Genomic DNA, 20,387 nt, shown 5'->3' on the forward strand with positions numbered 1-20,387 from the left:
TGCACCAATAGTAGCCGTGTTAATTTTTACTAAAATATCATAACCATAAAACATTCGAAAAAAAACATCCCTCTGGTTAATCGGAGGGATGTTTAAATATTCTTTAGGACCTAAAGGAGCATGATCTGTAAATTATGTATTTCATCTCTTCAAACCAACTGTGAAGTATCGGTTAGGATAGGTTTATTAATTGCAATACTTATCTTTTGCTGCCTGGGCTGGAGTATAGTTCATGGAAACAGCCATATTGATATCCCCACAGCCTCCTTTAATTTGTTTTGTACCTAATTTCAAAAGACCTCTATAGTAATAAGCCTGGGCAAAATCTTCATCATTTTTTATAGCGGCACTATATTCACGTAATGCCTCATCTGTATTGCCCAATTGGTGAAGTGCTCTGGCTTTAAGAAAGTAAGCCATGGCGGGAGCCCCTGGAAGCTCTACAGCATAATCAGCATATAATAAGGCTGAGGTATGGTTTTTTTGCTTTTGGTATAAATTTGATAAACTCATTAATACCTGTACATTTTGATTGTCCAATTCATAAGCTTTCTTAAAATCATTTTCAGCCTCCTCGGCATTTCCCAATTCTTCCTGGGCCCTTCCTCTGTTATATAATGATTTTACATTCCTAGGATTGGATGACAGATAATTATCGTATGCCTCTACAGCGGCCTGGTAATCTCCCCTAGCAAAATATGTATCTCCCTGATCTGAAGAAGCTTCACCACAGGAGGACAAAATGGTCACTATACTGATCAATATTAAGATACTCCTTTTAAAATTCATGTGTCTATAATTACTTTTTAATCACCATACCCACCTACAGGCAGACAGACGGAATCAAATATAGGTGATCCTCCCCAACTCCCGCACACCCTAAGGATATCGTGGCATGAAGCATTATAGAGGTATCTCCTACTATGACGCTAGTATAGCGCTTGGTTTTTAGTTTTAATTTATATTTCCTTAATTTTTGACTGGTGTCTTATGTAATCGCCGTAATGCACCTCACCTATTACCAATCATCGTAATGCATAACGGTTTTTTATAGGTTTCATTTTATTGATTCATTATACGGCAACATTATTTTCTCTCAATGCCTGATTGAGCGAAGTTTTTAGATCAGTGGAAGCCTTACGCTGTCCTATGATAAGTGCACACGGGACCCCATACTCCCCTGCAGCAAATTTCTTATTGATCGTGCCAGGGATGACCACTGAACGATCCGGAACATACCCCTTATATTCTTTCGGTTCTTCACCTGTTACATCTATAATCTTGGAACTGGCGGTAAGGGTAACCCCTGCCCCTATGACGGCTTCTTTACCAATCCGTACTCCCTCTACTATTATAGCCCTTGAACCTATAAATGCTCCGTCCTCTATTATAACGGGTGCTGCCTGAACAGGTTCTAATACACCGCCTATTCCTACTCCCCCACTTAGGTGCACATTTTTCCCTATCTGGGCACAAGATCCCACGGTGGCCCAAGTATCCACCATAGTACCACTATCCACATAAGCTCCTATATTTACATAGGAAGGCATCATCACCACCCCACTGGCCAGATAGGCACCATATCGAGCTACTGCATGGGGGACTACCCTTACACCCTGTTTGGCATAATTGGTTTTCAGCGCCATCTTATCATGGAATTCAAATGGTCCTACCTCTATGGTAGCCATTTTTTGGATAGGGAAATACAGAATAACTGCTTTTTTGATCCAGTCATTTACTTTCCACGATCCGTCTTCTAGCGGTTCTGCCACCCTTAAAGCACCTGTATCCAATTCGCTTATAACAGTTTTTATTGCTATAATGACGTCCTTTTCCTTTAATAATTCCCTGTTGTCCCAGGTTTTTTCTATAATATTCTGTAATTCCATAATTTATATGATTAGCTTAGCTAATGTTTGATTGATTGATAGCATGTATAAAGTTGTGATCGCATCGGTATTAAAACCTCTCAATGACCCGAGATCTTTTGATAAACTTGGGCTTTCATTGTGTGAAACAAATAAATACCAGTTAAACATCATAGGTTTTTTTGCAAAAAATGTAATAAATAACCCACATCTTGTATTTAAGACAATCTATTCTGGCCTAAGGTTGCATCCAAAAAGACTTTTGGTTCCTTGGCGTTTTATGAATTTACTTCAGGATTGCTTTCCAGATCTGGTCATAGTGACCACATATGAACTGTTACCCGCTGCAGTGTGGGCAAAAAAACGATTGGGGTTCAAACTCATTTATGATGTACAGGAAAACTATGCTCTTAACATTCTCGATCATAATACCCTCCCTTTTGGAATGGGGTACGCTTATGCAAAACTCGTCCAGTTGATAGAAAAAAGAACAGCCCCATATGTAGACCATTTTTTATTAGCAGAAGAAAGCTATAAAGACGAGCTTCCATTTATAGGTAAGCACACAGTTTTACAAAACAAATTTTCTGGCAATATTAATCCAGTAAAGCCATACCGACTTGATAAAGTTAAAATCTTTCATTTTGTCATAAGTGGGACGCTCACTCCATCGTATGGATCACACGAAGCGATGCACTGGTTCGCTGAAATATTAAATCGGTACCCTGGTTCTAAACTGACTATTATAGGTCATGTCCCCCTTAATACTTATAAAAATAAACTTGAAAAAATCGGAAGTAAAAATCATGCATTTAAGCTTCATTTATCATCTACCCCTATAGCACATCAAGAGATTTTAAGGGTATTAAAAAGTGCTGATATTGTATTGCTGCCCTATCTTCAAAAATCCTCCATAAAGTATAAAATACCTACTAAACTTTATGAAGCTTTGGCTTTGGGAAAGCCTGTTTTATATACTCAAAATCTCTATTGGGATGCTTTGGTCCAGCGATATCCAGGTGGTATGCCTATTGATTTTTCAAATAAAAATTCAGCCATTAAAGCATTTGAATCATTTCTTTCGCTTACCCTTTATAATACCCCCCCAACCAAAGAGCTCACTTGGGAACATGAAAAAGCCCAATGGAAGGCAATTGTGGATAAGTTGATCCAATAGAGATATCCTAGTAAAGTTATCCACCACATGCCCCATAAGGAAACTCATCACCTATAAAAGGAAACTCCTTTAATTGAAATTTACCTATCCAAATTATAGGCTGTAACGAGGATTACAAATATTAAATAATTGTAATTCAGATTTATACATATTATTTTAGCTTTATCTAAATAATATTTTAGCCTTCATACAAACCCTATTCACAAACCGAAAGGAGTTATCCACACGCAGATTAGGTAATAGTGAAATATTTTTTTAGTACCGTCTAAATTACTATATTTGTGCTTTCAATCCTATATTGTGATCATGATCAGATTAACCTCCGCAGAAGAAAACTACCTTAAAGCTGTTTATCACCTATCCCAAGAAGGTAAGACTACAGTATCTACCAATGACATTTCCAGTGAGATGAAAACCAAACCTGCTTCAGTAAGTGATATGCTTAGAAAACTGGCAGAAAAAGAGGTGATCGATTACAGAAAATATTATGGTGTCAACGTAACTGAAAATGGTAAAAAATACGCCCTACAGATTATCAGAAAACATCGTTTATGGGAAGTTTTTCTGGTAGAAAAGTTGAGGTTTGCATGGGACGAGGTACATGAAGTGGCCGAGGAATTGGAACATATTAAAAGTCCTATTCTCATACAGCGATTAGATGAGTATTTGGGCCATCCAAAATTTGATCCACATGGAGATCCCATACCTGATGAATATGGAGATGTGAAGGCCAGACCTCGGCTCCCGCTCAATGAACTCGCCATCAATGACGGCGGGCAGATAGTAGCTGTAAAAGACAGTAGCGCGGCCTTCCTTCGATACCTGGATAAAGTGGGAGCCTATATCGGTGCCCGGATCAAAGTACTGGATAAAGTAGAGTTTGATGGTTCTCTGGAAATTCTGGTAGATAATAAAAAAACACTCTTTATGTCAAAAGACGTGGCCGCTAACATCCTGGTATTGCAACAATGATGGCCTCGCATAAATATGTAGCCCTACTGATATTACTTATCCTTTCCTCCTGCAAAAAAGCAGAAGACAGGAACCATCATCAATACCAGATCGTCACCACTACCAATATCCTAGCAGATGCTGTCAAGGCTTTGGTAAGAGACAGCGCTGAGGTGGAATCTTTAATGGCTATAGGAGTGGATCCCCATTTATATAAAACTTCACAGAGAGACCTGGATAAATTGTTTGATGCGGATCTGGTCATATATCAGGGTTTTTACCTGGAAGGAAAAATGAATGAAGTGTTGAAAAAATTTGCAAGGACTAACCAGGTGTTGTCAGTGGAAAGCTATCTCTCCCCTGAACTTTTGCTAAAAGACGAAGCTTTTGAAAATAGTGTAGACCCCCACCTGTGGTTTGACCCTGTGACCTGGAAAGAAGTAATGCGGGGACTGGCTGAGAAGTTGATCCATATTCATCCAGGATGGGAAGCATACCTGCTTGATAATCTAAATGCATATGAACAGCAAATGGAACAGCTAGATGTAGAATTAAAGGAAAAGATCAACCGGTTGCCTGCCGATAAGAGAATTTTGGTTACAGCACATGACGCTTTCGCATATTTTGGTAAAGCTTATGGATTTGAGGTGAAAGGCCTCCAGGGACTTTCCACACTCAGTGAGCCCGGCCTGAATGATGTAACCCGCCTGGTTCAATATATTTCTGAACACAGGATCAAAGCCATTTTCTCTGAGCAGAGCATATCCCCTAGGGGTGTTAAAGCCCTGGTAGAAGGTTGTAGGAGAAATGGGCATGAAGTAACACTGGCAGGGCCGCTTTATACCGACAGCCTGGGAGAGCCAGATGGACCGGCCGGTACATACCTGCGAATGTTAAGGTACAATATGGAAATGATAGTTGAAAATCTGAGATGACATGATCGTAAAAGTAACTAAACCTGTTTTGGAAATTCATGACCTCACAGTAAGCTATGGTAAAAACCCTATCTTATGGAACATAGATTTCAGTTTGCCACATGGTGTATTGGCCGGAATCATCGGACCTAATGGCGCCGGCAAATCATCTCTGATCAAAGCCATCATGGGGCTGCTGGATGTAAACAGTGGCTATGTAAGGATTTTTGATAGTGAAATGAACGCTGTAAGAAAAAAAATCAGCTATGTGCCACAGCGGGAATCAGTGGATTGGGATTTCCCAGCTTCCGCCCTGGACATTGTGATGATGGGCACCTATCATAAATTGGGTCTATTTAAAAGGCCCGGAAAAAAGGAAAAAGAACTAGCCATTAAATGCCTGGAAAAAGTAAACATGTCTAATTTTCAAGATCGACAAATTAGTGAACTTTCAGGGGGACAGCAGCAAAGGGTCTTTATAGCACGGGCTCTGGCACAGGAAGCAGATATTTATTTTATGGATGAACCTTTTGCCGGAGTGGATATCAGTACAGAAAATACCATTGTAGAATTGCTGAAAAAAATGACCAAAGACGGTAAGACGGTTATTGTGGTTCATCATGACATTCACTCAGCATCCCGGTATTTTAACTGGATCATCATGCTGAACCTGCATTTGGTTGCCTCTGGTCCTACGGATAAAGTGTTAACCGAGGAACTGCTTCAAAAAACCTTCGGGGGCAAACTGGCCCTGCTGTCCGATGTGGGAGACTTAATTAAACAAAAAGGATTTGACCCGCTTAAAAATTAGTATGGAAGAGTTCATTTATTTTTTTTCATTTAAAGACCCCAACATTGTCTTAGTGGTAGCTGGCATCAGCCTGCTTTCCATCAGTGCTGCGATGGTGGGTACATTTACATTTTTGGATAAAAAAGCCCTGGTCGGAGATGCCATATCCCATGCTGTCCTACCCGGGGTGTGCATGGCATTTATGTTTGCCGGAAATAAAAACCCATATTGGATAGTACTTGGCGCCTTTACTACCGGAGCCATCTCGACTTATTGTATATCTTATATTAGTACCACGACCAAGTTAAAAGAGGATACAGTAATAGCCGCTGTGCTTTCTATTTTTTTTGGTGTAGGTATACTTTTGCTCACGCAGTTACAGCAAACGGGCAATGCTGCCCTGTCAGGTCTGGACCATTTCCTTTTTGGAAATGCCATAGCTATAGTATGGGAAGATTTAATAGTATATGGCTTTATAGCCTCTTTTGTAATCATTATATTACTTGTATTTTACAAAGAATTTAAACTGATCATATTTAATGCGCACTTTGCGGAAAGTGTAGGAATGCCGGTTAGGATATTAAGGTTCGTATTCAATTCACTTCTGGTACTGGCAGTGGTAACTGGAATTCAGGCAATTGGCGTGGTACTGATGGCAGCCCTACTGATTACACCTGCCGCCGCAGCCCGTTTCTGGACCAATAAGCTGCATGTCATGCTGCTCCTAGCGGTGACATTTGCCTTGTTTTCGGGTGTGGCAGGCGCCTACATTTCTTATGTAATCCCAAAGATGCCGACTGGACCATGGGTAGTGATGGTGATATCCTTTCTGGCATTTATATCTTTTTTCTTTGCCAAAAAGAAAGGAATGGTTTCTAGGTGGTATTCTCAAAGGAAATACCAGAAGAAAATTCATATGGACCATATTCTCAAAACACTCTTTCTTCATTGGGAAAAAAAGCAACAAGGCATGACCCAGGGGGAACTGATCAATCAGTTTCAAGGTAAAGCTAGTACCACTAGGCAATACATTAATCATCTTATCAATAAGGATCACCTATCGGCCACTGAGCACTATATTACCCTTACCCCTTCCGGCTTTACAGAAGCAAAGCGCATCGTGCGGCTTCACAGACTATGGGAAGTATATTTATCTAAATACCTTAATTTGGCACCGGATCACGTCCATGATATGGCAGAGAAAATGGAACACCTGTTAACGCCTGATTTAGAAGCTCAATTAGAAGCTTCACTGGATTATCCTGCCACAGACCCTCATCAGTCCACTATACCCCGAGACCATGACGTTTGACCATAATGCTTTCCTTATCATCATCACCGGTGCCCTTATAGCTATTTCTTGTGGGTTATTAGGTACATTTCTAATTCTGAGAAGGATGGCTATGATAGGTGATGCCATATCTCATGCTGTCCTACCTGGTATTGTTTTGGCTTTCTTGTTCTCTCAGCAGCGGGAAGGGATAGCAGTGATCATAGGGGCAGGTGTTTTGGGCATAATCGCTACACTCATCATAGACTATCTGAGCACCAAGATCAAACTTCAGCATGACGCTTCTATTGGAGTTACTTTTACATGGCTTTTTGCGATAGGCATCATATTGATTACCCTATTTGCTGGCCAGATAGACCTTGATCAGGATTGCGTCTTATATGGTGAAATAGCCTATATTCCGATTGACCTTTGGATTTTGCCTAATGGCACCATTATGGGTCCACGCGTTTTGTATGTGGCGCTGATTAATGTTATTTTGGTCATCTTTTTCATAATGTATCTATTTAAAGAATTAAAGATAACTTCTTTTGATGCTGAATTTGCCAGTTCTATAGGCATTTCTACCGGCATTATAAACCTGAGTTTAATGGGGATGGTATCCTATACTACCGTCAGTTCTTTTGAAGCCGTAGGTGCCATTTTAGTATTGGCCCTTTTGGTGGTACCGCCAGCCACTGCTTATTTACTTACTTCAAATCTAAAAAGGATGATACTATATACTTTAATAATTGGAGTATTCACTTCTCTGATAGGCTACTATGTAGCTTATTACATTAATGGATCCATTGCAGGCGCGATGGCAGGCGTGTCAGGTATATTCCTGTTGTTTGCCATAATTTATTCTAATTTTGCTAAACGTATTATAATATTTTCCAAAGCATGAAAAAACTATTAGGTATTGCCCTAGCTTCTTTGTTCTGTATACCTCTGTTAGCCCAAGGGCCTGAACAGGTCAACTTACTGCTGGACCGCTGGGAGGAAGATCAAACATTCATGGGAGAAATCCTGATCATGAAAAACGATGAAACTGTTTTGCACCGGCACATAGGTTTCCGGAATGTGGATAAGGAAATGCCTCATGATAACGGATCAACCTTTACCATTGGTGGCATATCTCAAGCATTTACTGCGGTTTTGGTACTGAAGGCTGTAGAAGAAGACAAGCTCACTTTAGACACAACCATAGATACACTTCTACCTCAACTACCAAACAGTAATCTAATCACTATCAGGCATTTATTAGAACACCGGTCAGGTTTGGCAGACTATACAGATTACCTCCCTGCCTATCAAAATTCTGCCATTGGCACAACTTTAGAAAAATTGATTATCCCTTTAGAAGTTTCTGAACATGAATTTTTGCCCGGTCAAAAGCAGCAGCTCAGGAATACAAATTACCTAGTGCTTTCTTATATATTAGAAAAAACTTATGATAAAGATTATCAAACATTACTTGAAGATAAAATAACAAGTCCTAATTCACTGAACAATACTTTTTTAACCACGGTCAATGCAAGTAAATTACGTTCAAAATCCTCTGGGCATTTATTGATTGGTAAAGAGCTGAGACCTCAGCCTGCCACCCACCCATTATTTACAGCTGGAGCTTCTGGGATAAACAGCAATGCAACAGATCTAGCAAATTTTTTTCTGCTAATGTGGAATGAAAAGCTACTCAACAAACAGTCTCTAAGCTTGATGCAGGCAGATAGATCCAATGACAATAGTGGTATGGGTTTATCAGAAATGAATGTATTGGGAAAAAAAACTTTAGGCTATGATGGAAATATAAACGGATTTGAGTCAAGTCTCCTTTATTTTCTAAATGATAAGGTAACTTTAGTGATCTTGATGAACAGAACCGATGCAAGTTATCAAGATAAATTAAATGAAATAGGAGAAGCTTACTTTGGAGCCTCCCCTTTACCCGCCCCGATGTCTACACCTATAGAAGCCGAAAAGCCGAAACCGACAGCATCAAACGCAGTCATCACCGGAACTTATGCCTTTAATCCAAAGTTAAAGATAACGGTATTTAAAGAAGGTTCAGATTTAAAAGCTAGAACAGCTAGTCAGCCTGCTACGACTTTGGTAAAAGAAGGGCCTCTTATCTATAAAATAAAAGGAACGGAAGGTAAAATCAGGTTTGTAACGGAAAATGATGAAGTCACCCACCTAATCTTTGAGCAAACTGGGTTTCAACAAAAAGCTATAAAGGAATGAGGAATTTAGTATTGATTTTAATCATAGTAATCTGCAGCTGGACTGCCCAAGCCCAACAGTCAGAGAAGATCAATTGGCTTACCTTTGAGGAAGCAGCAAATCTAACCGAAAAAAACCCCAAAATGATCATCGTAGATGTGTACACGGATTGGTGCGGTTGGTGTAAAAAAATGGACAAAGGAACTTTTACTGATCCTGCTGTGGTGGAATATATTAATAATACTTTTTATCCAGTAAAAATGAATGCTGAAAACAGCAAGCACACCTTTACCTTCAAAGGCCAAGAGTACACTGAACAGTCTATGGCAAGGGCTATGAGGGTGAGCTCCTACCCTAACTTTATAATTATGGACGCAGCGATGGAAAACATTACGCAGATGCCCGGGTACCGAGAAGCTGAGCCATTTATACAGACCCTTCAGGCCGTACTAAAACAATTTAACCCCTAAAGATGAGCTTTTCTATAAGTGAAAAAAGTGATACCATTATAGCCTTAGCGACTCCGCAGGGCGTAGGGGCCATAGCTGTCATTAGATTATCAGGACCGGATGCTATTAGTTTGACCAATGAAGTCTTTAAAGGCAAAGACCTCACCAAGCAGGCTTCCCATACCATCCACTTCGGTACCATCCGAGACGGCGAAAAAATCATCGATGAAGTACTGGTTTCTCTTTTTGTTGCGCCCAAAAGTTTCACCAAAGAAAATGTTGTTGAGATCTCCACGCACGGCTCCTCGTACATAGTCAACCAGGTCATCAAGCTCTTCATCCGCAAGGGAGCCCGACCGGCCAAACCCGGTGAATTCACCCAGCGGGCATTTCTCAATGGTCAGTTCGATTTGGCTCAAGCTGAGGCAGTAGCTGATTTGATCCACTCTGATTCCGAGACCTCTCACCAGGCCGCAATGAACCAGATGAGAGGTGGTTTTAGTGGAGAAATACAACAGTTGAGAAGCAAACTAATACACTTCGCTTCTATGATTGAATTAGAGCTTGATTTTGGGGAAGAAGATGTAGAGTTTGCCAGCCGGGATGATCTGCGTGATTTGGTAGAGAAATTACTGCGTGTGGTAGAAGTATTGATCGGAAGTTTTGACCTTGGTAATGTCATAAAAAACGGTGTTCCGACAGTGATTGCGGGCAAGCCAAACGCAGGAAAATCCACGCTTTTAAATGCCCTTTTGAACGAAGAAAAAGCAATCGTTTCAGAAATCGCCGGGACCACCCGTGATTTTATTGAAGATGAGATTAATATCGGCGGGATCATTTTCAGGTTTATCGATACGGCGGGATTGAGAGAAACTACTGACGTGATAGAGGCCATGGGTGTCAGCCGGACCCAGGAAAAAATGAAAACTGCCAGTCTGATCCTCTATCTTTTTGACCTCACTGACACCGATATGGTCGAAATCAGCCGGGATGTAAATAAATTGGAAAATTTAGGCGTTCCATTCCTTAAAGTTGGAAATAAAATAGACAGGCATAATCCACAACTCATCAGTGACTTAAAACATAAACATCCGGATACTATTTTTATCTCTGCCGGCGAAAAAGAAAACCTGGATGCCTTAAAAGACAGGATACTCGAACTCGTCAATTTGGACAAGTTCCGAACAGGAAATACGATAGTGACCAACATTCGTCATTACGACTCACTTGTCAAAACCCGTCAGTCATTGCTGGATGTGCTGAATGGACTGGACATACAGATTACCAATGACTTTTTGGCCATGGATATTAGGAGATCTCTCCATTATTTGGGAGAAATCACGGGGGAGATTACTACTGATGATTTACTTGCGAATATTTTCAGTAAGTTTTGTATCGGGAAATAAATCTTTTTTCTTTTAATATACTTGGTTGTATTTCTTTTGACTGTCAATTATTTACATAATTTTTATTTTTCTTTAATTGAGTTTAATAGTACATTTGTTACAACTCCTGTACAACTCCTATATAAAAAGTTGTACAAGTGTACAACTCCTATATAAAAAGTTGTACAAGTGTACAACTTAAGAATGAGAGATGAATATAACATTAAAAGAGAAAAAGCTATCGAACGGTATGATTAGCCTTTATATTGAATATTATAAAGGATCTACTAGCGATTTGAATGGGAAGCGTAGCCATATCCGAGATTTCGAGTTTCTGAAGATTTACCTTCACCAGAATCCGAAAGATGCTGTAGAAAGAAAAGAGAATAAAGAGAACCGGAAACTTGCTGAGGATATCCTTTCCATAAGACAAAGTAATTACATTCAAGGTAAATTTGAATTTAAAAACCTGAATAAGTCCAAGAGACAGTTCTTAAACTTTTTTGCTGAAAAAATGGAAGAAAAATCTAACTCAGTTAAGAACTATGGAGTTTGGCAATCAACCTATTCACATCTTAAAAATTGTATAAGCCCAAATTACCTATTCGATGAAGTTGACGAAAACTTTGTAAAGAGAATCAAACACTATTTTGAAGTTGAAGCGCGAACAAAAAGTAACCTACCCCTTTCCCAAAACTCAAAGTATTCTTATTTTAATAAGTTCAAGGCATGTCTTAGAAGTGCATTTGATGATGGATATCTCTCCATTAATTATGCTGTTAAAGTAAAAGCTTTCGAACAGGGAGAAAGTCAAAGAGAATACCTGACTTTTAATGAACTACAAGCTTTAGTCAATACAGCATGTAAATATGAAGTTTTGAAGAAAGCTTTCATATTTTCCTGCTTGGTAGGCTTAAGATGGTCTGATATCAATACGCTTGTCTGGTCAGAAATAAGAGATGAAGGCGAAAATTTACATAAACTAAATTTTCGGCAGGAAAAAACTGATGGAGTAGAGTACCTATATATTTCAAAGCAAGCCAGGAATCTTCTAGGTGTTAGGAAATCTCCCCAAGATCGAGTGTTCATAGGTTTAAAATATAGTGCAGTATATAATAATGAAATAGTTAGATGGTGCAATCGAGCCGGAGTTTTTAAGCATATCACTTTCCATAGTGCCAGACATACCAATGCTGTTTTACTTTTGGAAAATGGTGCAGATCTGTACACAGTTCAGAAAAGGCTTGGCCATAAAGAAATTAAAACCACAGCAATATATGCTAAAATTGTGGATCAAAAAATGCGAGAATCTGCTCAATTAATTCCAGAACTGGCATTGGAAATCAGAAAAATATGAAAGGTTCAAAGTTAATAATTTCCTTAAAAATTTTCCTATTCATAGCCCTAATAATGGGTTATTCAGCTTTAGGCCTATCCTTTGATTTTCAATTATTTAAATGGGTTACTTTAGTTGCAATAATGTGCTATTTTTTATTCATATCATGGAAATTTTATAAACACTTTGCTCTCATCTATGCCAACTATATGTTCAACCAAAAATCTAATGATTTTAATAAACATATTGACAAACCTCGTATTTTAATTTACTCTATTTTTTGGCCTTTAATGATCATAGCTATGATTTTGTTTATAATCCATACGCCTAAATATGAGCTCTGGATTGAGATGATAATAATATCACCACTTATTGTGCTGTTCAGTATTGCGTCCTATACCTGTCATTTCACATGGCAACCTGTATTTTCAGAGAAGTTTATTCCCCAAATCAAGAAGAGGATTCAAAGCAAAAAAGCTACTTTTAAATGTCATTATTCTGTAGTACAGTTAAGGAAGATTTTTAAAGGCATGATTGAATATGAACTCATGGAATATGAAGATCACTATTTACAAAAACAACATATAAATTTGTTTACAGAAATTTTCCAAAAAGAAAAATTACCAGATATACCCCCCTTTGATTTAAAAATGATCAATTCAGATATTATTTATTTCTTCCGTAAAATGGAGACAAAAATCAATGGAATGACTAATCCGAAATGGGCACAAATTTTCACCCGAAACGGAGCGGAAATTAATCCTTCATCATTGTATATCGAAAAAAAAACCATGGAAGAAACTAAAGGCAGATCTGAAAAAATGGACATGATAGACATCATTTTTTCACAAATAGGTTTAGATTTTCGACAAAAACATTAAGATTTTTAAATAGTTACCCATTCCTTTTTTGAACATTTTTTTCCTTTGCTACATCACATCAAACGAAAAGATAGCAATGGAAAACGAATTAATTCTGCACAAACTCAACCGAATTGAAAAATTCATTTTTGGCCTTAAGGATATCCTAAATACTGAGGAATTAAGTGATTATACGGGATTTAAGATTTCTTACATCTACAAGCTCGTAAATCAATCGAAAATCCCCTACTCTAAGCCGAATGGTGGAAGTCTCTTCTTTGAATGTAAAAAAATCGATGCCTGGTTATTACAAAACCCTAGTAAGTCTGTAGACGAGATAAAAAGAGAAGCATTCCATTATACAAGAAGAAAATAGAGTGAATCTTTTCAGATTTGACCTTATTTATTGTTGGATTCAGCTTCCAATGCGTCGACACAAGGAATGGTCTCAGCTGCATTTGGACAACAAACGCTTCTGAATCTTCGATTTAGAAGCGTTCTTAACATTTTTCAATAGATCAATTCTTTGAACAGGAAGTTTTTCCCCAATCCTAATGTATTCTTATCCAGAGCAATTTTTTTTTGACATTATCGGGAGAAAATAATAATTACTCCGAGAACCCGAAAAACACTTTCTATGGTCAAACAATCGTTAGAATGGAGGCTAAATTTATTGATTAAGTCATTAATGTTCCAGGCTCACCAAGCTAATTGTAATCAATAGTCCAAAAATTTATAATTTATTAAAGCAATATTTTAGATGTATTGATTGAAGAGTAAACACTAGTGTACATGAGAAACGGCTATACAAGTAAGTCCATATATAGCTATACATATATATATTGTAAAACTCCGTAAGAGTACCTACAAGACGTACTCTTTTGCAATAACAAAACCAAAACGAAAAGCCCCCGATGAGCTTTTATTACTTTTAGAGTCCTTTTTCAACCTGATCATTGCAACTGGGATAAGTATCGAATAAAAGAACGCCTTGTTCTTTTATAAACCTTACTATTTTTTTCACTTATCTCCTTTTTAAAAGACCGAGTTGCGAGGTTTTTTCATCCTAATGATTTTATATTTTCCTTTTCGGAAAATGTAGAATCATTAGGCAAGTAAGTTTTTGGCTGTCTAAATCCCAAAGGATTTTGTCAGACAAAGACACAACTTGCAAGGACCGCGCACACATAGGGTACTACTTTATCTTTAAGGGATTTATCATATCATTAGCTGTTTTAATGCTGCCACATCTCTATCTAGATAAAGATCCACCTGATCTTACTTTTCATTACCGGAAGTGTTTTTTTTAAATTGGCCAGGGAATTAAGTACCTTATAATCCTCTTCGGACCCATTGGTTTTGTTCAACTATAAATAGTTAGGCAGATCAAAAATTCCTTCAAAAAGGCAGAGCTTATTTCTATTATTTCCGAAATAAAAAAGCCCTGGCCTGAACAACTTTTCCAGTATTTGTTGCAGATATCCCAATCGTTGGAGTGTTCATTGCCAATGCCAAAATACCTTTTGTCGTCTATGCTGTAGTAGACTCTTTACAGAATTTTTTAACTGTATCAAGTACTATTCCTCTAGAATGTAAATAGGCGGTCAATGCCAGGTTGTTTCCAAGTTCCTTAATGCTATGAATTTGAACTCTCCTTTCTTCATCATCGCCGGATCTTTCTGATGTTTTGATTAAATGTTGGTGGTAAGGAATTATCTCACCACTAATTCTTGCAATTTCCGCAATGGCTTCGGATACACCACAATTCGGATTATGCTTTAAGACCAGGTCGATTAATGTCCCCCCTTTGCTGTCACCATAGTCAACCCATAGGTTCTTATTATTGCAAACTTTAAATGATGGGGTATTTTCTATTCTATAAGGGGAAAGGTAAAAGAGATATCCTCTGACAATTCTGGCTGGCTTTATTCCTATGCTTAAAAGATAGGAATTGATGCTTACTTTGGTGGCTTCTTTGGCTTTCATGGCGATTTATGTTTAATGGTTTAGATATTTTAAATTTCCTCCTACTACACCTACTACTTACTACATATTTGATTTTTATATTTGATTATCAGACACTTGCATCCAATCATTTGTATTTTTCATCCTACTACAAGGTTAGGATTTGTAGTAGGTTGTAGTAAGTTAAATTTGAATCTTACTAGACCTTAATTACTTATTTTTCAATCACTTAAACCTACTTGTAGTAAGTAGTAAGATAATTCAGCTTGATATAGTAGCCTTTTTCAGGAAATGCCTGATTGGGGTTTCTTCTTTTTTGGCTTTGGATATGACCAAGTGTCTTCATGGCCTTACTCACCTCTATTGAGCTTAACCTTAAATTGGCATTGCCATTGGCCGCTAAGTACTGACAGATATCAGTGGCGGTAAAAAATTGGTCATGTTCATCCTTGGTGCCCGGTAACAGATATTTTTGGACCAGCTCCACTTCAGCTGTAAGGGTTTTGAATTGGTGGTTGGATGTTTCATTTTCCAAAATTTCCTGGGCGGTCATCTCATATTTGAAATCTGACTTATAAAGCTGGTAGGCCTAGGACCAAACCATATCAATATCTATAACTGTTTTATAGGACCAGTCTATATCGATTACAGTAAAGCAGAGCCACCTAACACTACCGGTGACATCTGAAAGAAATTCAGCTTTGTTGGTGGATCCCCAGATGGAAGCCCGTCTTGGTTCCATCTTAGGCTTTTTATCATATGGATGCCTAACCTTGATATAAGATTTACTCTTCAAGGTTTTTTGAGCATTTATTTACAGTCCATTAAGTCAGATCATCTAAAAATTGTTTTATAATTCATTTATAATACTCCATCTAAGGCTTAATTGTAGGGTCATTCCGTTATGTTTAATTTTACTGTCCGAAAAATATTCCGCGTTTGTGATTGATGTAATACTGTGCTGATAAATAAAAGATGCAGATAAGGAAATCTTCTCTATAAATCTATAGCCCGTTCCTATTTCGGCAAGTCCACCTAAGTCAAATTTTGACACATTATTTTTTACATCAAAAAATTCAGTCCCTATTATTGCTGCATTATCATCAAAACGGGGAGTCACTGTTTTAGCATTGATAAGCAGTGATGGTACGAGCCCCGCTTTTAAAAAACTAAAAAACTTGTTTTGCCTATCATAAAAACCTGCTTTGACAGGAAGTGATATATAATCATAATTAAATTCTGAAGATGCCATTTGCCCGTTCGGAATTTCCATATCTAATTGAAACCCTCTCTGGTTGTATATTAAATCAGTCCCGAGCGAAAAACCGGGGTTCAGGAAATACTCGTAAGTTAAGCCACCGGAAAAGCCTTGTCTCTGCTTAGTTTGATTATCAAATTTACCGGAAGTAATATTGGTCCAACTTGCTCCACCTATAACTCCCATTATTTGGTCCTGTGCAGTAACTTGAAATGTTGCCAATGTTAAGATGATGACGACAAACTGTTTCATATTTGTAAATGAATTAATTTTCAATATTTAATTTTATGGTTTGAGATACATAAATACAGTGCCTTTTCGTAAGAACAGGAACATAATAGCTATAATTGACTGAAGATTCTAAGCTAAAACACATATTAGCATTAAATACAATAATTACTATTTAACTTTTGTAGACCCACATTGTCTATCGAATTTGAATGAATTTATTTAGATCAAACTGATGAAAAGACATTCTTCTAACTGTTATAAAAAGAGACGAATAAATTATTATTGTTTTTGAAGAATAATTTATAGTAATAAAATAAAAAGCCCATCAATGCTTATGTCTATAGGCCTTAATTTTAGTTAATATTATTTCAAAATTAAGGTCCATTCAATAGCGGACCAGTTGTTATTGCCAATTATGTAATATAGTCTGGTCAAATTTAATCCTTATCATCTTTTTTTGAGACCATAGGAAATAATATTTAGCTAGTAAATGTTTATACCCTGCTAGGCTTTTTGTTCTTTGAAAATCCTTTAAGTTCATATTTAACAATTTATAGAATTGCCTTTGGGAAACTTTAAATTCTTTATCATCGCCAAAAACCACAGTTAGTTTTATTCTAGGATTATAGCGGCTGTAAAAGTCGTATTTTCGTAATTAACCATAGGGGTTGGGGTTATCTCATTGCCTTCAAACTCTATACGGTAACATTTAGCACCATGATTTAATTTATCCTTTGGAATTTCCCAATAGGTAATAAATTCATGTATCGCATCATCGCCAAATAAATAAGGACATTTCAGCTTGTAAGTGAGTTTCTTCTGTTCACCACAATTTTTTAAAGATAATCCAAAATGATTTGTCAAATGACTATAACCATTATAGCTTACCATTCCTAATTGTGGAAGATTAACATCTGGTATAAAGCCTGGTCTGGCAGGAGCATTGTAAATAGTATTATCCCAATTCTGACATGGTTCTGAAATAATAATATCCAATATATATAAAGAGTCTTTCACAGCGCCTGAAGAGCCATTTAATTCAATTCCTTTTACCAAATCATTTCCTGAAACATCCTGAAAGCTCAAGTATAAATTATATCCAACAGACTCTGGGGGTGTATTAAAGGAAAGTAAATCACAGGAAGAAACGTATATCATCAAAGCCAACAAGCTTATTATTCTTTTTGATTTCATAATTTTTATATTAAAATTCATAAAGATTAAATGTGAACGCATCTTATAAAATTGGGAGTAACGCGATGATAAATCATCAGAGGTCTACCCTAAAACTAGAGTCATAATAATCAGAAGCTCAATTCATATCCCAACTGCAATGACGTAAATGAACCGCTAAACCTGTGTTTTGCAGCATGGTATTCCCCCTGATAGGAAATGGAATTAAAATCTATCGTTAAGATAGGATCTTTAAATGCGTATCCATAAACAAATGAAGCTAATAGTTTATGTCTTCCCATCTGTTTGAATAAGGTTACTTCGGGACGCAAATGTAGGAGAACTTTTTGCTCTGAGTATATATAATCAACATCATGGCCCAACACACCTCCGTTAATCATTTGCCCATCTTCATTAAGGATTCTTATTGCTGTTAAGGGGTGGCCTTCCTCGCTTGAAACAGTTCTGTTGTTATACTGGTGTGCTCTGCTGGCATTCAGACCTGCTGAAAATATGACTCCAAAATTACTTTCACCAAATGACAGGTGGTAATCCAGACTGGTCATTACTTGGGGCTGCACGCCCTGAAAGCCTGTACGGGTGGTAATGCCCCTAGTATGGATATGCGCAGAACGATATCCTATTATACCACCACCTACTCTCATACTCCAATTGGGTTGGAAGTTATACCGCCCGTAAATCAACATGTTAACTCCTCCTGCCCCTCTTGCTTTGAAGGTGGTCAATTGGTTGGGTACCTCAACTGTTTCGGGTACCAGACTGGATCTACCTCCCTGGATTCCAACCGAAATTTTACTTTGGGCGTATGACAGTGTAATTGCCATAAAGAAGAAGATCAAAACAAAGGGATACTTCATAATTTAATAAGTTAATTTCTATCTATTTTATAATATTAATAATTTGAATTCCATCATTGACTAGTCCAACTGTATAGTATTGAAATATATAATACTAATTAATTGTGTCAATCTCCTACTTTCTTTAAAAATGTATCATTTACTAGATCAACTACTTACGGTGGTGAGAGAGCAACTTTGACTTTAATCTCCTTCTGTTTAATTTGCTTCTTTAAAACCACAATTACTAAATATCATTCACACTAACTAAACAATACAAATATATTATTAAAATATTAAAATAATTCATTTTTTGTTAGTAGCCTGTATCATCTTATCCATAAGTATTAAATTGAGGTTGCATCTATTTAAGCTTTGAAACCATCTAGTAAACTTTTGATATTGTTTTCTAATTTGTTCATTCAATTTCTTCTAAGCGTTCATTTCTTTTTTTTATTTCCGAATGAAGTTTTTCTTTCAGCAATTGCTTATCGGGTAATTCAGTTAGGTACTCGGCTACTTTTATTCCCGATTGTTCCAATTGAAGCAATTCAATTTGTTCTTTACCACCTTCTGCGCATAAAATTAATCCCATTGGGCTTTCTTCGCCTTTCTGTTTTTCATTCTTTTCCAACCATCGGAGGTAAAGTTCCATTTGACCTTTATAGGCTGCTTTGAATTTTCCCAGTTTTAATTCTATAGCAATAAGTCTTCTGAGTTTTCTATTATAAAAAAGAAGATCTAAATAAAAATCTTCTCCATCTATGATCATTCTTTTTTGTCGCTCCACGAATGTAAATCCAACACCTAATTCCATTATGAACTCTTCTAGAGATGCTATTAGGCTGTCCTCAAGGCTCTTTTCACTGTACATTCCTTTAAGTCCAGCAAAATCTAAAAAATACGGACTTTTGAAAACAAGATCAGCAGAGATGGGTTCACCAGTTTTTAATTTTACCAATTCAGTTTTGATGATTTTATCCGGTTTACCACTAATTAATGTCCGCTCGTAAAGCATTCCATCTATTTTAGCTCGCAAGGTATTTCGTCCCCACTTTTCATTGATGGACATGGTAAGATAGAACTCTCTTTGTAGTTCTTTTTTAACTGATAATAGTTCTAAAAAATGAGACCAACTTAATTGTGTCGCAACCTGCGACACAATTTTAAAATCTGGGAATAGCTCAGCGAATTGCATCATCCTTCTGATATTGCGTTCCTGAAAACCTCGCTTACCAAAGCGTTCCTGTAATTGCGTCGCCAGCTGCGACACAATTTGCTTTCCGTAAGCTGCACGCTCTCCATCTAAGAGTTCTTTGTTTATTCTTTCTCCGATCTGCCAATACATCAAGGTAATGTTGCTGTTAACAACTGATGCCACGGCATTTCGGATATTTTCAACAAGTGCGCTGATATCATAAAAAAGTTTACCTTGATCCATTTTCGGGCTCTTCATGATGTATTTATTTTATCTGTACTAAAGCCTTTTTATTTATATTATAATTTAGAACTTCTATATTTAAGAAAGTTAAGTGAATATTATTGTTTAAATAAATTTTTTAGAATGAAAGTTTAGCGGCTAAGTTGACCATATGTAACTATTAACCGAGATCCACCAACATATCTCCATTCATTTAATAGAACCCTATTTAGATTGATCAGGCTACAGTCATACTT

The 20,387-nt window shown here is 37.2% G+C and carries 21 protein-coding genes; 12 read left to right on the forward strand and 9 right to left on the reverse strand.

What is annotated here, in order from left to right; all coding sequences use genetic code 11:
- Nucleotides 1-186: 186 nt before the first annotated feature.
- Both EL17_RS21295 and EL17_RS21300 read right to left on the reverse strand, forming a co-directional pair.
- The gene (locus EL17_RS21295; RefSeq protein WP_035079327.1) at nt 187-789 is read right to left on the reverse strand and encodes a tetratricopeptide repeat protein; all 603 of its coding nucleotides are present in this window, start codon (nt 787-789) and stop codon (nt 187-189) included.
- 284 nt (nt 790-1,073) lie between these two features.
- Entirely contained in the window at nt 1,074-1,889 is an 816-nt protein-coding gene (locus tag EL17_RS21300) for a 2,3,4,5-tetrahydropyridine-2,6-dicarboxylate N-succinyltransferase (protein WP_035079331.1), read from the reverse strand.
- A gap of 259 nt (nt 1,890-2,148) precedes the next feature.
- On the opposite strand from EL17_RS21300, the gene EL17_RS21305 reads away from it, so the two are divergent.
- From EL17_RS21305 to EL17_RS21360, 12 genes are all read left to right on the forward strand, one after another.
- Nucleotides 2,149-3,045: a glycosyltransferase gene (locus tag EL17_RS21305; RefSeq protein WP_164675209.1), complete on the forward strand. Its 897-nt coding sequence runs from the start codon at nt 2,149-2,151 to the stop codon at nt 3,043-3,045.
- A 306-nt stretch (nt 3,046-3,351) separates the two neighbouring features.
- Nucleotides 3,352-4,017: a metal-dependent transcriptional regulator gene (locus EL17_RS21310; RefSeq protein WP_035079337.1), complete on the forward strand. Its 666-nt coding sequence runs from the start codon at nt 3,352-3,354 to the stop codon at nt 4,015-4,017.
- On the forward strand, nt 4,017-4,931 hold the full coding sequence (locus EL17_RS21315; RefSeq protein ID WP_035079579.1) for a metal ABC transporter solute-binding protein, Zn/Mn family: 915 nt from the start codon (nt 4,017-4,019) through the stop codon (nt 4,929-4,931). Before EL17_RS21310 ends, EL17_RS21315 begins: the two co-directional genes overlap by 1 nt.
- 1 nt (nt 4,932) lies before the next feature.
- Entirely contained in the window at nt 4,933-5,721 is a 789-nt protein-coding gene (locus EL17_RS21320; protein ID WP_035079340.1) for a metal ABC transporter ATP-binding protein, read from the forward strand.
- Nucleotide 5,722: 1 nt separating this feature from the next.
- On the forward strand, nt 5,723-7,012 hold the full coding sequence (locus tag EL17_RS21325; RefSeq protein ID WP_035079343.1) for a metal ABC transporter permease: 1,290 nt from the start codon (nt 5,723-5,725) through the stop codon (nt 7,010-7,012).
- Nucleotides 7,002-7,877 (forward strand): metal ABC transporter permease, encoded by an 876-nt coding sequence (locus EL17_RS21330; RefSeq protein WP_084166310.1) that lies wholly within the window; start codon nt 7,002-7,004, stop codon nt 7,875-7,877. The genes EL17_RS21325 and EL17_RS21330 overlap by 11 nt, the downstream gene beginning before the upstream one ends.
- A complete protein-coding gene (locus EL17_RS21335; protein WP_035079346.1) occupies nt 7,874-9,217 on the forward strand; it encodes a serine hydrolase domain-containing protein in 1,344 nt (447 codons plus the stop codon). Before EL17_RS21330 ends, EL17_RS21335 begins: the two co-directional genes overlap by 4 nt.
- Nucleotides 9,214-9,666, forward strand: a complete 453-nt coding sequence (locus EL17_RS21340) for a thioredoxin family protein (protein ID WP_035079349.1) — start codon at nt 9,214-9,216, stop codon at nt 9,664-9,666. The genes EL17_RS21335 and EL17_RS21340 overlap by 4 nt, the downstream gene beginning before the upstream one ends.
- Nucleotides 9,667-9,668: 2 nt before the next feature.
- Entirely contained in the window at nt 9,669-11,051 is a 1,383-nt protein-coding gene (mnmE, locus tag EL17_RS21345) for a tRNA uridine-5-carboxymethylaminomethyl(34) synthesis GTPase MnmE (protein ID WP_035079352.1), read from the forward strand.
- Nucleotides 11,052-11,241: 190 nt separating this feature from the next.
- Nucleotides 11,242-12,387, forward strand: a complete 1,146-nt coding sequence (locus tag EL17_RS21350; protein WP_035079355.1) for a site-specific integrase — start codon at nt 11,242-11,244, stop codon at nt 12,385-12,387.
- A complete protein-coding gene (locus tag EL17_RS21355; protein ID WP_035079358.1) occupies nt 12,384-13,247 on the forward strand; it encodes a hypothetical protein in 864 nt (287 codons plus the stop codon). Before EL17_RS21350 ends, EL17_RS21355 begins: the two co-directional genes overlap by 4 nt.
- 76 nt (nt 13,248-13,323) lie before the next feature.
- Nucleotides 13,324-13,602 carry a helix-turn-helix transcriptional regulator gene (locus EL17_RS21360; RefSeq protein ID WP_035079361.1) on the forward strand — a complete coding sequence of 93 codons (279 nt, stop codon included), beginning with the start codon at nt 13,324-13,326 and terminating at the stop codon, nt 13,600-13,602.
- A 1,154-nt stretch (nt 13,603-14,756) separates the two neighbouring features.
- Here EL17_RS21360 and EL17_RS21365 read toward each other — a convergent pair.
- The 7 genes from EL17_RS21365 to EL17_RS21395 all read right to left on the reverse strand — a co-directional run bounded on the left by EL17_RS21365 (nt 14,757) and on the right by EL17_RS21395 (nt 20,166).
- Nucleotides 14,757-15,212, reverse strand: coding sequence for a hypothetical protein (locus EL17_RS21365; protein ID WP_051720300.1), 456 nt, complete (start codon nt 15,210-15,212; stop codon nt 14,757-14,759).
- Between the two features lie 214 nt (nt 15,213-15,426).
- Nucleotides 15,427-15,744, reverse strand: coding sequence for a hypothetical protein (locus tag EL17_RS24135; protein WP_051720302.1), 318 nt, complete (start codon nt 15,742-15,744; stop codon nt 15,427-15,429).
- 36 nt (nt 15,745-15,780) lie between these two features.
- Nucleotides 15,781-15,987: a VapE domain-containing protein gene (locus EL17_RS24140; RefSeq protein ID WP_051720304.1), complete on the reverse strand. Its 207-nt coding sequence runs from the start codon at nt 15,985-15,987 to the stop codon at nt 15,781-15,783.
- 54 nt (nt 15,988-16,041) lie between these two features.
- Entirely contained in the window at nt 16,042-16,701 is a 660-nt protein-coding gene (locus tag EL17_RS21375) for a porin family protein (RefSeq protein WP_035079364.1), read from the reverse strand.
- Nucleotides 16,702-17,292: 591 nt separating this feature from the next.
- The gene (locus EL17_RS21385) at nt 17,293-17,874 is read right to left on the reverse strand and encodes a hypothetical protein (RefSeq protein ID WP_084166318.1); all 582 of its coding nucleotides are present in this window, start codon (nt 17,872-17,874) and stop codon (nt 17,293-17,295) included.
- A 110-nt stretch (nt 17,875-17,984) separates the two neighbouring features.
- Nucleotides 17,985-18,731 carry a hypothetical protein gene (locus tag EL17_RS21390; RefSeq protein WP_164675210.1) on the reverse strand — a complete coding sequence of 249 codons (747 nt, stop codon included), beginning with the start codon at nt 18,729-18,731 and terminating at the stop codon, nt 17,985-17,987.
- A gap of 397 nt (nt 18,732-19,128) precedes the next feature.
- Nucleotides 19,129-20,166: a PDDEXK nuclease domain-containing protein gene (locus EL17_RS21395; protein WP_035079376.1), complete on the reverse strand. Its 1,038-nt coding sequence runs from the start codon at nt 20,164-20,166 to the stop codon at nt 19,129-19,131.
- Nucleotides 20,167-20,387: the final 221 nt, after the last annotated feature.

This window comes from Anditalea andensis, assembly GCF_000714815.1.
In the GTDB taxonomy this organism is placed as follows: Bacteria; Bacteroidota; Bacteroidia; order Cytophagales; family Cyclobacteriaceae; genus Anditalea; species Anditalea andensis.

Excerpts from the sequence above, each read along its gene's own strand:
- EL17_RS21295 (WP_035079327.1), bottom strand. The coding sequence starts at position 789 with ATGAATTTTAAAAGGAGTATCTTAATATTGATCAGTATAGTGACCATT.
- EL17_RS21300 (WP_035079331.1), bottom strand. The coding sequence starts at position 1,889 with ATGGAATTACAGAATATTATAGAAAAAACCTGGGACAACAGGGAATTA.
- EL17_RS21305 (WP_164675209.1), top strand. The coding sequence starts at position 2,149 with ATGAATTTACTTCAGGATTGCTTTCCAGATCTGGTCATAGTGACCACA.
- EL17_RS21310 (WP_035079337.1), top strand. The coding sequence starts at position 3,352 with ATGATCAGATTAACCTCCGCAGAAGAAAACTACCTTAAAGCTGTTTAT.
- EL17_RS21315 (WP_035079579.1), top strand. The coding sequence starts at position 4,017 with ATGGCCTCGCATAAATATGTAGCCCTACTGATATTACTTATCCTTTCC.
- EL17_RS21320 (WP_035079340.1), top strand. The coding sequence starts at position 4,933 with ATGATCGTAAAAGTAACTAAACCTGTTTTGGAAATTCATGACCTCACA.
- EL17_RS21325 (WP_035079343.1), top strand. The coding sequence starts at position 5,723 with ATGGAAGAGTTCATTTATTTTTTTTCATTTAAAGACCCCAACATTGTC.
- EL17_RS21330 (WP_084166310.1), top strand. The coding sequence starts at position 7,002 with ATGACGTTTGACCATAATGCTTTCCTTATCATCATCACCGGTGCCCTT.
- EL17_RS21335 (WP_035079346.1), top strand. The coding sequence starts at position 7,874 with ATGAAAAAACTATTAGGTATTGCCCTAGCTTCTTTGTTCTGTATACCT.
- EL17_RS21340 (WP_035079349.1), top strand. The coding sequence starts at position 9,214 with ATGAGGAATTTAGTATTGATTTTAATCATAGTAATCTGCAGCTGGACT.
- mnmE (WP_035079352.1), top strand. The coding sequence starts at position 9,669 with ATGAGCTTTTCTATAAGTGAAAAAAGTGATACCATTATAGCCTTAGCG.
- EL17_RS21350 (WP_035079355.1), top strand. The coding sequence starts at position 11,242 with ATGAATATAACATTAAAAGAGAAAAAGCTATCGAACGGTATGATTAGC.
- EL17_RS21355 (WP_035079358.1), top strand. The coding sequence starts at position 12,384 with ATGAAAGGTTCAAAGTTAATAATTTCCTTAAAAATTTTCCTATTCATA.
- EL17_RS21360 (WP_035079361.1), top strand. The coding sequence starts at position 13,324 with ATGGAAAACGAATTAATTCTGCACAAACTCAACCGAATTGAAAAATTC.
- EL17_RS21365 (WP_051720300.1), bottom strand. The coding sequence starts at position 15,212 with ATGAAAGCCAAAGAAGCCACCAAAGTAAGCATCAATTCCTATCTTTTA.
- EL17_RS24135 (WP_051720302.1), bottom strand. The coding sequence starts at position 15,744 with ATGACCGCCCAGGAAATTTTGGAAAATGAAACATCCAACCACCAATTC.
- EL17_RS21375 (WP_035079364.1), bottom strand. The coding sequence starts at position 16,701 with ATGAAACAGTTTGTCGTCATCATCTTAACATTGGCAACATTTCAAGTT.
- EL17_RS21385 (WP_084166318.1), bottom strand. The coding sequence starts at position 17,874 with ATGAAATCAAAAAGAATAATAAGCTTGTTGGCTTTGATGATATACGTT.
- EL17_RS21390 (WP_164675210.1), bottom strand. The coding sequence starts at position 18,731 with ATGAAGTATCCCTTTGTTTTGATCTTCTTCTTTATGGCAATTACACTG.
- EL17_RS21395 (WP_035079376.1), bottom strand. The coding sequence starts at position 20,166 with ATGAAGAGCCCGAAAATGGATCAAGGTAAACTTTTTTATGATATCAGC.